The 12,817-nt window shown below is 59.5% G+C and carries 13 protein-coding genes and 1 pseudogene; 13 read left to right on the forward strand and 1 reads right to left on the reverse strand.

The window, feature by feature from the left end:
* Positions 1 to 548 precede the first annotated feature (548 nt).
* From J3L12_RS17025 to J3L12_RS16075, 7 genes are read left to right on the forward strand one after another with little or no spacing between them, the layout of a single operon-like run.
* On the forward strand, positions 549 to 1,280 hold the full coding sequence (locus J3L12_RS17025; protein ID WP_208016061.1) for a DeoR/GlpR family DNA-binding transcription regulator: 732 nt from the start codon (positions 549 to 551) through the stop codon (positions 1,278 to 1,280).
* Positions 1,273 to 2,073, forward strand: coding sequence for a BtpA/SgcQ family protein (locus J3L12_RS16050; RefSeq protein WP_119357916.1), 801 nt, complete (start codon positions 1,273 to 1,275; stop codon positions 2,071 to 2,073). Before J3L12_RS17025 ends, J3L12_RS16050 begins: the two co-directional genes overlap by 8 nt.
* A complete protein-coding gene (locus J3L12_RS16055) occupies positions 2,073 to 3,545 on the forward strand; it encodes an FGGY family carbohydrate kinase (RefSeq protein WP_208016062.1) in 1,473 nt (490 codons plus the stop codon). Before J3L12_RS16050 ends, J3L12_RS16055 begins: the two co-directional genes overlap by 1 nt.
* Positions 3,538 to 4,308, forward strand: a complete 771-nt coding sequence (locus J3L12_RS16060; protein WP_208016063.1) for an SDR family oxidoreductase — start codon at positions 3,538 to 3,540, stop codon at positions 4,306 to 4,308. The genes J3L12_RS16055 and J3L12_RS16060 overlap by 8 nt, the downstream gene beginning before the upstream one ends.
* Positions 4,286 to 5,098 carry a carbohydrate ABC transporter permease gene (locus J3L12_RS16065; protein WP_208016064.1) on the forward strand — a complete coding sequence of 271 codons (813 nt, stop codon included), beginning with the start codon at positions 4,286 to 4,288 and terminating at the stop codon, positions 5,096 to 5,098. Before J3L12_RS16060 ends, J3L12_RS16065 begins: the two co-directional genes overlap by 23 nt.
* Before the next feature lie 11 nt (positions 5,099 to 5,109).
* Positions 5,110 to 6,366, forward strand: coding sequence for an extracellular solute-binding protein (locus tag J3L12_RS16070; protein ID WP_208016065.1), 1,257 nt, complete (start codon positions 5,110 to 5,112; stop codon positions 6,364 to 6,366).
* 8 nt (positions 6,367 to 6,374) lie between these two features.
* Complete coding sequence (locus tag J3L12_RS16075; RefSeq protein ID WP_208016066.1) at positions 6,375 to 7,208, forward strand: sugar ABC transporter permease; 834 nt, start codon at positions 6,375 to 6,377, stop codon at positions 7,206 to 7,208.
* Positions 7,209 to 7,258: 50 nt separating this feature from the next.
* On the opposite strand, the gene J3L12_RS17030 is transcribed toward J3L12_RS16075, so the two are convergent.
* Complete coding sequence (locus J3L12_RS17030) at positions 7,259 to 7,390, reverse strand: hypothetical protein (protein ID WP_279381154.1); 132 nt, start codon at positions 7,388 to 7,390, stop codon at positions 7,259 to 7,261.
* A gap of 163 nt (positions 7,391 to 7,553) precedes the next feature.
* On the opposite strand from J3L12_RS17030, the gene J3L12_RS16085 reads away from it, so the two are divergent.
* The 6 genes and pseudogenes from J3L12_RS16085 to J3L12_RS16110 all read left to right on the forward strand — a co-directional run.
* The gene (locus tag J3L12_RS16085; protein ID WP_208016067.1) at positions 7,554 to 8,855 is read left to right on the forward strand and encodes a hypothetical protein; all 1,302 of its coding nucleotides are present in this window, start codon (positions 7,554 to 7,556) and stop codon (positions 8,853 to 8,855) included.
* On the forward strand, positions 8,852 to 9,667 hold the full coding sequence (locus J3L12_RS16090) for a cyclase family protein (RefSeq protein WP_208016068.1): 816 nt from the start codon (positions 8,852 to 8,854) through the stop codon (positions 9,665 to 9,667). Before J3L12_RS16085 ends, J3L12_RS16090 begins: the two co-directional genes overlap by 4 nt.
* Positions 9,668 to 9,670: 3 nt before the next feature.
* Complete coding sequence (locus tag J3L12_RS16095) at positions 9,671 to 10,720, forward strand: C4-dicarboxylate TRAP transporter substrate-binding protein (protein WP_208016069.1); 1,050 nt, start codon at positions 9,671 to 9,673, stop codon at positions 10,718 to 10,720.
* A gap of 72 nt (positions 10,721 to 10,792) precedes the next feature.
* A complete protein-coding gene (locus tag J3L12_RS16100; protein ID WP_208016070.1) occupies positions 10,793 to 11,296 on the forward strand; it encodes a TRAP transporter small permease subunit in 504 nt (167 codons plus the stop codon).
* A complete protein-coding gene (locus tag J3L12_RS16105) occupies positions 11,293 to 12,579 on the forward strand; it encodes a TRAP transporter large permease (RefSeq protein ID WP_208016071.1) in 1,287 nt (428 codons plus the stop codon). The genes J3L12_RS16100 and J3L12_RS16105 overlap by 4 nt, the downstream gene beginning before the upstream one ends.
* Before the next feature lie 50 nt (positions 12,580 to 12,629).
* Positions 12,630 to 12,817 (forward strand): annotated as a pseudogene (locus tag J3L12_RS16110) (hypothetical protein); the annotation flags it as partial.

A 12,817-nucleotide genomic window follows, 5' to 3' on the forward strand; every position in this document is an offset into this window, starting at 1 on the left:
TGCTTGGCTCACTGGCTTCCGCCGGCTCACCCGTGATTTCGAACGCTTTGCCCGCACTACCGAGGCCATCATCTACGCCTGCATGACCCGCATCATGCTCGCTCGCCTGGCTAAAATCGTGTGAGGCAGCTATTCAGACACACTCTAGGAACGACCCGCTACCAGCCGCATTCGCGGTTTGGTTGGGGTTTCGTGTTTCGACGGAGCCAGACCTCGGCCCCTCCCCGCCCCCTGGGAACCAGAGGAGATTCCCTTAGGTACACGCCTGGGCGTGTACACCCCAAAGTCGATACCCAGCGGAACGGGCGGGTGCCCATGCACCCAGGGGTCTGCTGAATGTTCAGGGGGAGCCGATAAACTCCAGCGTTGAAGCCACTGGGTTTAACAGCTCCCCCACACTCTTAAACGTCTCCCTCATGAGGCTGTAAGCCTAGAGGGAGCTTTATTGACAATCCCTATAAATGGGGTTACGCGCAGATGTTAAACGACTGGATTCCTGAGCGCTTGTTGACAAAAATAATCATGAACAATCATAATCAATCACAAATATGCTTGCCTCCGAGCGCCAACAAGCTCTTTTGGCCCTGTTGAAGCAGAATGGGGCGCTGCGCACCAGAGATCTAGCACGCGAACTCGGTGCCTCTGAGGCCACTATTCGACGCGATCTCAAGGTACTTTCGGAACGTGGAGAGCTTCAGCGGGAGCACGGGGGGGCCATTCTTCCAGAGCAAGAGCCGCCATATTCAATCAAGATTGGACAGAATCAAGCAATAAAAGAGGCTATTGCCCGGAGAGCGCTCTCATATGTGGAAGAGGGGATGACCATCATCTTGGACTCTGGCACCACCACACTCGCCCTGGCCCGACTACTTTCCGGTATGCGGTTGCGGGTATTTGCTCTGGATCTGGGTGTAGCTCAGGCCCTTGCCCAGGGCCATACCGAGGTATGGATACCCGGAGGACTCGTTCGCAACGGTTTTTACAGCCTGACCAGTCAGTGGGCTTTGGATGGCCTGGCCCAGATAAGGGCCGACCTGTTTTTTTTAGGGGCCGACGCCTTTGATCTCTCCGAGGTCACCAACCATACCCTGGAAGAAGCCTTCGTGAAACAGAAAGCGCTTGCTGTGGCCAGACGAACCCTTCTGCTGGCCGATGCCAGCAAGTTTGGGCATCGAGCAGTGGCTCGAGTGACCCCTCTTAGCGCCCTATACCGGATTGTGACCAATCTCGACCACCCTGCGCTAGCCCAGGTGATTCCTGTGGAGGTCGTCCATGCATAAGTTCAAGGAGCTTTTCGGTCACAAACCCATTATTGCCATGGTGCATCTAGAAGCACTCCCTGGCACCCCGCTTTACCAGGGCAGCATGGAGGCCATTGTGGAGAGGGCACGGCGCGACCTCCAGATTTTGCAGGAAGCCGGGGTCAGTGCCGTAATGTTTGGCAACGAAAACGACCGACCCTACGAGCTTTCGGTCAATCCAGCCTCGGTAGCTGCCATGGCCTACGTGGTTGGTCGCTTGCGGGAAGAAATCCGCGTGCCATTTGGGGTCAATGTGCTTTGGGATCCTATGGCCAGCATGGCCCTGGCTGCTGCGACCGGAGCGGGTTTCGTGCGCGAGGTGTTCACCGGTCTGTATGGTTCGGACATGGGGCTCTGGGCTGGGAGAGCGGCAGAGGCCCTGCGTTACCGGCGACTCTTGGGCAGGGATGACCTGTTTTTGCTCTACAACGTGAGTGCAGAGTTTGCCTCGCCACTGGACAGCCGTAGCCTGGTAGAGCGGGCCCGCAGCGCAGTCTTTTCCAGCCTGGCTGATGCTGTTCTGGTTTCCGGACCAATGACCGGGGAAGGCGCCCGCCTCGAGCATCTCCGCGAGGTCAAGGCAGCCTTGCCGACGATACCGGTACTGGCCAATACCGGTGTGCGGCACGAGACCGTTGCGGATGTCCTCGAGGTGGCCGATGGCGCCATCGTGGGTACAGCCCTGAAGCGCGAGGGCCATACCTGGAACGAGGTAGACCCTGAGCGGGTTCAACAGTTCATGGCCATTGTCCGAAGGGCCAGGGGTTCTTAATGGTTATCGGTCTGGACATCGGCACCAGCTCGGTCAAGGGTGTGCTACTGGACGAGGCTGCGCGGGTCAGGGCCCAGGCTGAACATCCCCACAGCCTTCGGAATCCGGCCGCCGGTTGGGCTGAGGAGGACCCTGAAGACTGGTGGGCAGGTACCCTTAAGGTATTGCAGCGCTTGCGCGAGGCGGCAGATTCAGCTCCTATTCATGCGCTGGGAGTGTCTGGAATGGTGCCGGCACTGGTGTTGCATGGGCCGGAGGGCCAGGTGCTCAGACCCTCTATCCAGCAAAACGACGCCAGAGCAGTAGGGGAGATTGCCCATTTACGGGAGTTTTTTGGTGATGAGGCTCTTTTTGCCCGAACCGGGGCTACCTGGAACCAGCAGGTGGTGGCTCCTAAGCTGCTGTGGCTAAAACGTTACGAACCGGAGGTATGGGCCCATCTGGATTGGTTGAGTGGCTCGTATGAGCACATCGTCTACCGGCTTTGCGGCGCTCGCTACACTGAGGCCAACTGGGCGCTGGAATCCGGGCTATGGAACCCGCACCAGCAGGTGTGGCTCGAGGAAGTTCTGGACTACCTGGAGCTACCACCCAGGGTGCTGGCCCCGGTGCGTTTTCCGCAGGAGGTGGTGGGCCACCTCAAGGCTGAGGTGGCAGCGCAAACCGGACTGCCCGAAGGTCTGCCCATCATTGCCGGAAGCGCCGATCATATTGCAGCGGCGCTGGCGGCTGGCCTGCAACAGGAGGGGGAGGCGGTCATCAAGCTGGGCAGCGCCGGCGATTTCTTATATGTAAGCCCGACCTTTACTCCGTTGCGTGAACTCTACATTGACTACCATGACCTTCCGGGCCTTTTCGTACTGAACGGTTGTATGGCAAGCTCAGGCACCCTCTTAGAGTGGTTCCGTCGCAACTTCCGTCCGGGTGCAAGCTTTGCCACACTTGACGCTGAGGCGGCCCGGGTACCGGCGGGGGCCGAAGGGCTGGTGGTATTACCATATTTTCTTGGGGAGAAAACGCCTTTCAGCGACCCGCTGGCGCGTGGCAGCGTCCTGGGGTTGACCCTCCAGCACACCCCGTCCCACCTGTACCGTGCTTTGCTGGAGGCTGTAGCGTACGCTTTCCGGCACCACGTAGAAGTGTTGGAGTCCTACGGCCATCGGGTACGCCGCTACCTGGTTATGGATGGGGGTGCAAGGAGCCCGTTGTGGCGCAGCATCCTGGCTAGTGTCTTAGGGCAGGAGGTGCATTATCTGGCCCAGAGCGCACAAGGTAGCGCCTATGGGGTGGGCTTTTTGGCTGGCATGGCCCTGGGTCAATGGAAACCGGAAGCCCTGCCGCTCGAGGTTGCCGGCAGCACTTCACCCGAGGAGGAGTGGAGAGAGGTCTACCACACCGCCTATGGGCTTTACCGTGAGGCCTATCCAAGTTTACAGCGCTGGTTTGCAAAGCTCGGAGGAATCAATGCCTAACGCCCTTGTGACCGGTTCAGGAAGTGGGATTGGCCAGGCTATTGCGGCCCGGCTGGTAAAGGATGGATTCCGCGTCTGGGTCAGTGACCTGGACCCACTGCGAGCTGAAGAGGTGGGCAGGGCTTTGGGGATGCCCCACCTGGCCTTGGATGTGACCAACCGAAAGGCCCTCGAGGAGGCTGCCGAGCAGGTTTTTGTCAACGATGGACGGCTCGATGTGCTGGTGGCCAATGCCGGGGTCTCCACCATGAACCCCTTTTTGAAGCTGAGCGAGGAGGAGTGGGATTTCAATTTCACCGTTAATACCAAAGGCACCTTTCTGACCTTGCAGACCTTCGCTCGTAGGATGGCCCAGCAGCCTCTGATGACGGGGCGGGAACTGCGTGGAAAGCTGATCGCTACGGCCTCGATGGCTGCACGACAGGCGGCGCCTTTGCTGGCCCACTACTCGGCCAGTAAGTTCGCTGTGCTGGGTTTGGTGCAGGCCGCGGCCAAGGAACTTGCGCCGCTTCGCTTGACGGTCAATGCGGTCAACCCTGGTTTTGTGCAGACCAGCATGCAGGAGCGGGAGGTGGCCTGGGAGGCCCGCCTGCGGGGGATGAGCGCTGAGGCGGTACTGGAAGACTATGTGCGCCAGACACCACTGGGTCGTCTGCAACGGCCTGAGGATGTGGCGGCTGCTATTGCCTTTCTGGCCGGCCCCGATGCCGACTTCATCACCGGCGAAGCCCTGGAGGTCAATGGTGGGGCCTGGATCTTCTAACCGCCTGCTGGCCCAGCTTGCACATCTAGGTTTGTGGCTGTTCAGCCTAACTTTTCTTTTGCCGCTAGGCTGGTTGCTTCTGCGGTCGCTTTCCCCGGAAGGCCAGCCTTTTAGCCTTGGCGGCCTCACTCTGGACAACTTTGTTCGGCTGATTCAAGGACCGTTTGGCCTTGGTCTGCGTAACAGCTTGTGGGTAGGTGCTTGGGTGGTAGCCCTGGGGCTGCCCCTGGCCGCACTTCTGGGTTACGCCCTGGCCCGCTACCAGCTGGGGGGGCATACCTTGCGCTTCGGGGTGCTGGCCACCCAGATGCTTCCTCCCATCGTGCTGGCCCTCCCACTTTTTGCAATCTTTCGAGCTTTGGGTTGGAGCGGCAGCCTGTGGGGGCTGGTCATTGCTTACCTGGCCTTTGCGCTACCCTTTATGACCTGGCTCCTGATGGGCTTTTTCCGAACTTTTCCCCGTGAGCTGGAGGAGGCGGCGCGGGTGGATGGGGCCGGCTCTCTTTACATCTTCGCCCGCATCGTACTGCCCCTCTCGATACCGGGCCTGTTTGCTGCCGGGGTGATGGGCTTTTTACTTTCCTGGAACGAGTTTCTGTTTGCCCTTCTACTAAGCGGAAGAGAGTCTCAAACCGTTCCGGTGGTACTCTCCACCTTTATCACCCAGCGCGGGGTGCTGTTTGCCCAGGTGGCTGCCGGGGTGGTGCTGGCAGTACTCCCGGTGGCCCTGCTGGCACGGGTCATAGACCGTTATCTGGTGGAAGGTTTAACCATGGGAGCAGTGAAGTGAAGGAGGTCAAGATGAAGTGGTTGGCGGTTTTTGGTGTGCTGCTGGGCCTGGCCTTGGCGCAGGGGGTAACCCTGCAGGCTTTGATGGAGGATGTCCCCGAGACCCAGATTATCGAGAAGCTCCTCCCCGATTTTGAGCAAAAGACCGGTATCAAGGTGGTCTTCGAGAAGGTGCAGTACGGGGCCATGCACGACAAGCTGGTATCCCAGCTTCTGGCCCCGCAAAGCAGCTACGATTTCCTACAGGTGGATTTCCTTTGGGCGGGGGAGTTTCCTGCGGCTGGTTGGCTGGAGCCGCTCGAGCCCTACGTGCGAAAGAGCAATTTCGACCTCTCGGCATACTACCCCTCCATGCTCGATCTGGTGGGCTATTACCAGAAAACGCTGTACATGATTCCCATGTACAACTACGCCATGGGCCTTATTTACCGCAAGGATCTGCTAGCCCGCAAGGACTTGCAAGACAAGTTCAGAGCTCAGTTCAAAGCCCCTTTAGTACTACCCAAAACCCTCGAGGCCTACCTCCAGGTGGCTGGTTTTATGCATAAGAATGCGGGGGTTTCAGGTGCAGCCATGCAGGGCCAGCGAGGGGATCCTAACTTCATGGAATTTTCGAACTATCTCTTCGCAGCGGGTGGACGTTACCTGGATGACCAAAACCGCGTCACCCTCAATAGCGCGGCCGGCCAGAAGGCCCTGCAGACCTACACCCAGATGATTCGAAACTTCGCCCCCAGGGGAGCCCTTAACTTCAACCTCGACGACACCTTCCGGGTGATGTGCCAGGGTCAGGCCTTTAGCATGGTCACCTACTGGTGGATGCTGCCGCAGCTCGATAACGCGCAGCAATGCCCGAAGGTGGCTGGTAAGGTGGCGCTGGCCCCCATGCCGGGGGGTAAGGGCGTCAACGGGGGTTGGGGCTGGGCCATCCCCAAGAACTCGGCGCAGAAAGACGCTGCCTGGCAGTTCATCGCCTGGGTAGAGTCGCCGGAGATTGTGCTCAAGCGTGCACTGGCCGGACATGCGCCAACCCGCAAGGATGTTTTTCAGAATGCTGAGGTGTTGCGTAAGTATCCCTATTACAGGGAGGCGCAGGCGATTATCGCCGGTGCTCAGAAGGTGCCCATTTTCGCCTACACCGCTGAGATGGAGGATGTGGTGGGCCGTGAGATCAGCCTGGCCGCTGGGGGTCAGAAGGGCACAGCGGCGGCCTTGCAGGATGCAGCCAGGGGGCTCGAGGCCCTGCTACGCAAAGCCGGTTTGCGCTAGGGGGAAGGTTGAGGCGCTTCGAAGGGCTGCTATTCGGGCTACCTGGCCTGCTGGTGCTGGCCGGGGTGGTCGGTGTGCCGCTCTTCTACACCCTGGGACTATCCCTAACCAGCTACACCTTTTTGCGTCCGCGCTGGGACTGGATAGGCTTCCAAAACTACCTTGAACTTCTCCAGGATGCCTACTTTGTCCATGCCCTCACGGTAAGCGCCATTTACGTTGCCCTCACGGTGGGACTCTCGCTGGGGCTGGGGCTGCTGCTGGCAGTACTCCTGCAGCAGCCAGTGCCCCTTCGGGGGCTCCATTACTTCGCAGTCAGCCTACCCATGCTGATCGCTCCGGTAGGGGTGGGGTTGATCTGGAAGATGCTGCTTCATCCTGAGCTGGGCCCGCTGGGACGCCTGATGGGGCTGGACTTCCTGGGTGACGCCCGACTGGCCCTGTTGACGCTGGCCCTGATTGATGTCTGGCAACAGGTTTCGCTGGTGGCCCTGATCCTTCTGGCAGGCCTGCGTAGCCTTCCCAAGGAGCCCCTCGAGGCCGCCTTCGTGGATGGAGCCACCCCTTTTCAGCGTTTTCGTTATATCACCCTGCCCTTGCTACGCCCGGTGCTGCTCATCCTGTTGATTTTGCAGACTGTGGCCGAACTTCGTACTTACGACCTGGTTTATGTGCTAACCCGGGGTGGCCCGGGTAGTGCCACCGAGCTGGTGAGCTATTTCATATACCGTAAGGCCTTTCTGGGCCTCGACCTTTCGGCCGCCAGCGCCATGGCGTATGTCTTGTTGCTGGTCAGCCTCGGTTTGGTAGCCATTTACTACCGGTTGCTGTTACGCGATTGAAAAGGGGAGGAGAGGCCAAGTTTGAGGCACGAGAGACCGAAGGAATGGGCTCAGTAGCAGCGCACCAGGGCGAAGTCGAAGTCACTGCCGCTCGCGCTACGTTCTGCCGCCACCAGCTTACCGTCGGGTTGGTGTACCAGTGCAGAGGCTGCATCGTTGCAGGAGCCCACCGCTGTAATCACCTTGCCACCACTGCCGAAGCTGGTGTCCAGGCTGCCATTGGCGTTATAGCGAACCAGGGCGAAGTCACGGTAACTGCCGTTAAAGTTGTACCCTGCCGCTATTAGGGTAGTTTACATGGCGTTTGACACCTGAAGCGGTTTCGGTTTAGATTACCTATCGCAAATGGAAAAACAAACCCTCGAGGAAGCCTTCGGCTTCACCCCGAAACAACCCTATTTTGAAGCAGGCAAAAAGTGGGCTTCGCCGCACAACTTTAGCCCGGAGGTGCGGAAGCAGTTTTCCTTGCCGGAGCGGGTGCTCATCCACGACGTTACCCTCCGCGATGGAGAACAGACCCCCGGCGTGGCTTTTACCCCCAGGGAGAAGGTGTATCTGGCCCTGATGCTGGACCGGCTGGGGGTGCACTCCATCGAGCCAGGGCTTCCGGCCACACCGGAGGATCGGGAGGTTATCAAGACCCTGATGGAGCTGCGGCCAAGGGCCCGGATTGTGCCCCTGATCCGAATCAAGGAAGAGGATGTTTCTGCCGCCATCGAACTGGGCTGCGATGGCATGCTGCTGGAGTTTGGGATCAACCCCTACCTCCTCAAGCACGTTTACCGCATCACCCCCGAGATCCTGATCCAGCAGATTACCCAGTTTGCCAGGGCCGGCAAAGAAAAGGGCATGTACATCGAGTTCATGGGGTGGGACGCCTTCAGGGTCGAGGACTGGTACCTGCGGGACTTCTTCCAGGCCATCGCCCCCCATGTCGACCGGGTTACCATCTCGGATACCTTTGGCATGGGCCATCCGCTGGCCACCTTCCAGCTGGTCTCCAACCTGCGTAGCTGGACCGGTAAACCTGTAGGCTTTCACATCCACAACGACTTTGGCCTGGCGCTTGCGGGCAGCCTGATGGCGATCACTGCCGGGGCCGATATGGTGCATACCTCCATCAACGGGCTGGGTGAGCGGGCTGGTAACGTGGCCACTGAGGAGCTGGCCCTTTCCCTGGAGTACCTGATGGCGGTGCCCACCGGTATTGACCTCAGCCAGCTTGCCAGCGTCTCGGCCGCCTTTGCCGAGGCCTCCAAAGTAGCTCTGGCGCAGAATAAGCCTGTGGTGGGCCGCCGACTTTTTGATGTCGAGTCGGGCATTGTGGTGCACATTCTGCAGGAGCTTGAAAAGACCGCCCTGGGAGGCAACGCTATCTTCCCTTATCCGCCTACCATGGTTGGCCGCGAGCCATATCAGGTGCAGTATGGCCGGGGTAGCGGTAAAAACTCCATCCGAATGCTGTTGGAACGCCTGGAGCCTGGCTTGCAAAACGTCTCAGAGGAAATCCTGGACAAGATTACCCAGCGGGTCAAGGAGGCCGGCCTGGTGCTCAAATCGCTGCTGCCCGCTTCCATCCTGCAGCAGATTGTGCGGGAAGCCCTGGCCGAAGCCAGCCCAGATGCTGCATCCAAGGAGCCCCGATGAGCGAGGCCAGAGACCACGTGTCCCTGTTTGGCAGGCGGCTGCGGGTCATAGACCTCAGCAGCACCCTCTCCAACGAAACCGCCCCCTTCGAGCTCAACCGCCACCAGATTACCTATGTGGATCATGGCAAAGGGTGGGAGATGCTCTTAGAGCTGGGCTATTCGCAAGAGATGGCCGAGCGGATGTTCCCCAACCGGCTGGCCTGGGCGGTGGAGGCGGTGTCTCTCTCCAGCCACTCCGGCACCCATGTGGACGCACCGTACCACTACGGCCCGCGGATGGCCTCGGGTGAGCAAGCCCCTACCATTGATGTGGTTCCCCTGAGCTGGTGCATGGGCCCTGGGGTTCTGTTTGATATGACCCATAAGAGCAAGGCCGACGGTATTACGGCGGCCGACCTCAAGGCTGCATTGGAGGCCATGTCGTATGAAGTGCAGCCGGGGGATATTGCCCTGATACGCACTGACACCTACAAGCGCTTCGGCGAAAAAGGCTACGAGCTCCTGCACCCCGGCCTGACCCGTGACGCCACCGAGTTCTTGGTGGACAGGGGGGTGCGCATGATTGGCATTGATGCCTGGGGTCTGGACAAAGCTTTTGATGTGCTCATGAAGGATGCGCTGGAAGGGAAGGCCCGCTTCTGGGAGAGCCACCTGCTGGGCCTGGAAAAGCCATACCTGCAGATTGAGAAGCTGGCCAATCTGGATCAGATTCCCAAACCCCACGGTTTTGTGGTCATGGCGCTGCCATTCAAGATCAAGGGCGGTAGTGCGGGGTGGACTCGCGCGGTCGCGCTGGTGGAGGAGGATTGACGCATGAAGAAGTACCTGGTTGTGCTGTTGTTGGCCCTGGGATTGTCTAATTTCAGTCTGGCCCAGACGGTAACCATCGGCCTGGTCTCCGGTCACAGCCCTGCTTTCTTGTGGGTGGACTTGCTCCGAACTACCTTCCGCCAGGAGGTCGAGGCCCGTCTGGTGGGCAGCGGTATCCGCGTCGAATGGCGTGAATTTTTTGGGGGCGCTCTGGCTCCGGTGGGCGGCGAGCTAGACGCGCTGGGGGGCGGGCTGGCCCAGGTGGGGGTGGTGCCTACCCTGTTCAACCTCAATCGCCTCCCCATCTACGGCCTCACCTACTTCACCCCCTTTGGCTCCGGCGATCCCTCCCTGGTAGCGGAAGCCGTGGCGGCGGTGCAGAGCAAAACCCCTGCTTTCCGCGAAACCCTAGTACGCAACGGCGTTGTGCCGTTGGGCGGGGGCTTCACCCTGGACAGCTACCAGCTCATGACCACCTTTTCGGTGCGTCAGTTTGCCGATCTGAGGGGCAAAAGGATCTGCGCCCCCGGGCCTGCCGTAACCTGGCTCGAGGGTACCGGGGCAGTGGGCGTGGCCGGCAACCTGGCCACCTATTACCAGGATTTGAGCACGGGCGCCTGTCAGGGCGTAATTGTTTTCCCCACCGGAGCCCTGCCCGCGCGGCTTCATGAGGTAGCCAAAAACGTGGTGCTGGTGGATTTTGGAGCGCAGTTTGCCGGGCTTTTGGGGGCCAATAACCGCTGGTTTGAAGCCCAGCCGGAGCCCCTAAAGCGGGCCCTCCTGGCTGGCGCTGAGAAATATGCTGCCGAGTACGCCCGCATCTCGAGGGAGCGGGCCAGCGGAGCCCTGGCGGAGATGGAGCGGCGAGGAGCCACCCTGATCCGGGTGGGGGATGACTTCAAACGCCGCTGGGCTTTTACCATGCCCAACATTGCCGAGCGGTGGGCGAACGAGCTGAACCGCCAGGGAGCCCCGGGCACCCAGGTGCTCTCGAACTACATGACTGAGCTGCGCAATCGCAAGGCGCCCCTGGTTCGACAGTGGGATCGCTAGGTCTGGCCACCGAGCCTTTGGGGTCGAGGCATAAGATCCACAGCACGGGTCTGCTGGTAAGTCTTTCAAAAGATGCTGATTAAATTACAGGTCTACCTGGAAAAGTTACTGCTTGCCCTGGCGGTTGCCATCCTGGTGGCCATTCTCCTGCTGGTGATGGCCGATATCCTGGCCCGCAACCTGCTGGGCCAGCCCATTCGCGGGGTAGCCGAATTCCTGAGCCAGACGCTCTATCTGGTGGTTTTCCTGGGGCTGGCCAGCGCCTTCCGCCAGGGGGCGTTTATACGCTCCGATCTGATCTTTCGCTATCCACTTGGCCGACGTTGGAAAAAGGGCCTCGAGCTTGCCCACCTGACCGTTACCCTGGCGGTCTTTGTGCTGCTCACCGCGCTGACCTTCCAGAGCCTGAGTGCCTCGTTCATGGTCGGGCAGCGGGTAGGGCTACCCGGCTACTTTAGCTTTCCAGAGTGGCCGTTCAGGCTGCTTACCTTTCTGGGAACCCTGCTGCTGACCAGCCTGGCCGCCTTGCGCTGGGTGGCAATGGCAAAGAGAAGGGGAACCGAGGCTCTGCCATGATCGTCGGCTTCACGATTCTTTTACTGGTGCTGCTGATTGGCCTGGGCCTTCCCGTGGCGGTGGTGCTGTTTCTGTTGGGATGGCTTTTAGTCTTTTTCACGTCGGGGGATTACGCCCAGGCCAACCGTTTGCTGGCCTTTACCATAGACCAGAGCCTCAGAAACTACTTCCTTTCGGTAATCCCCCTTTTCGTGCTGATGGGCGAAGTCTTTGCTCGCTCGGGTTTTGTGGATGATCTCTTTCACGTCCTGGTACGCTGGCTCGGTCGGATTCGTGCAGGCATTCCACTATCGGTGGTTTTCGGGAACGCCGTCTTCGCAGCAGCCACCGGCGTTTCGGTGGTATCGGCCTCTTTGTTTGGCCGGGTGGCGGCGCCGGTAATGATTCGGAGCGGCATCCTGCCAGAGGCCGCCACCGGTCTCATTGCGGGGAGTTCCATCCTGGGCATGCTGATTCCCCCGAGCATCCTGATGATCGTCTATGGACTGCTGACCGATCAGCCCATCGGCAAGCTATTCATTGCCGGACTGGTGCCGGGGTTGCTGGTGGTGATGGCTTATTCCACCTACATTCTGGCCCAGGGAAAGCGGCTGTTCACTGCCACGCTGCCATTTTCAGAAGCTACGATGACCCCAGTGCGTCCAGAGCGCTCCCTGGGGATTCTGGGTCTAATGATTTCGATCGTAATGGTGCTGGGTGGGATCTACAGTGGGCTGTTCACCGTGGTAGAGGCGGCTGCGGTTGGCGCTACTCTGGCCGTCCTGACCGGCCTGATCAGCGGCAGGCTTGGGCCTGGCAGGCTGCTGGAAGCACTGGTCAGCAGCGTGGTGACCACTGCCTCCATTGGGATCATATTCCTGGCTGCAAGCTTTTATTCCAAGGCCATTGCTCTGGTTGGTCTGCCTGGCAACATCCAAAAATGGTTCTCAGCGATAAACCTGGAGCCCTGGCTGATTGTTCTGCTTATCTGTGGGATTGTCTTTTTGCTGGGTTTTGTGCTGGATACGGTCTCCACCCTCACCATCGTGATTCCGGTGGTGTACCCGGTGCTTACGGCCCTGGGTGTGGATCTCATCTGGTTTGGCATCCTGGTGATTCTGGCGGCCGAGATGGGTTTGATCACGCCCCCGGTGGGCCTATCGGTCTACGCCCTCAAGGCAGCCCTGCCTAAGGAAGCAGACGTGCCCCTCGAGGCCATTTTCAGGGGTGCAGTGCCCTTTCTCCTGCTCCTGGTGCTGGTGTTTGGTGTGGTGTTTGCGTTTCCGAAAATTTTACGATACTGAATTTTGGTTTGCGATTTGCTCTGTTGCAAGGTTTGTGATAATGGGGCCCGATGGGTCATAAACGCTCCCCAAGACCTTCTTGCCGGGCGGGTAAAGCAGCCCAGTCACGACCGAGCCTGCACCTGCAGGTTGCGCGAATCATCTACGCCCAGACCCAAACGGTCTTTCCCGAGTACAGCCACCCCAATAGCCCCAAGAAATACACCCTCCCCCAACTGGCCGCCTGCGTTATGTTGTG

The sequence above is a fragment of the Meiothermus sp. CFH 77666 genome (genome assembly GCF_017497985.1).
GTDB lineage: Bacteria > Deinococcota > Deinococci > Deinococcales > Thermaceae > Meiothermus.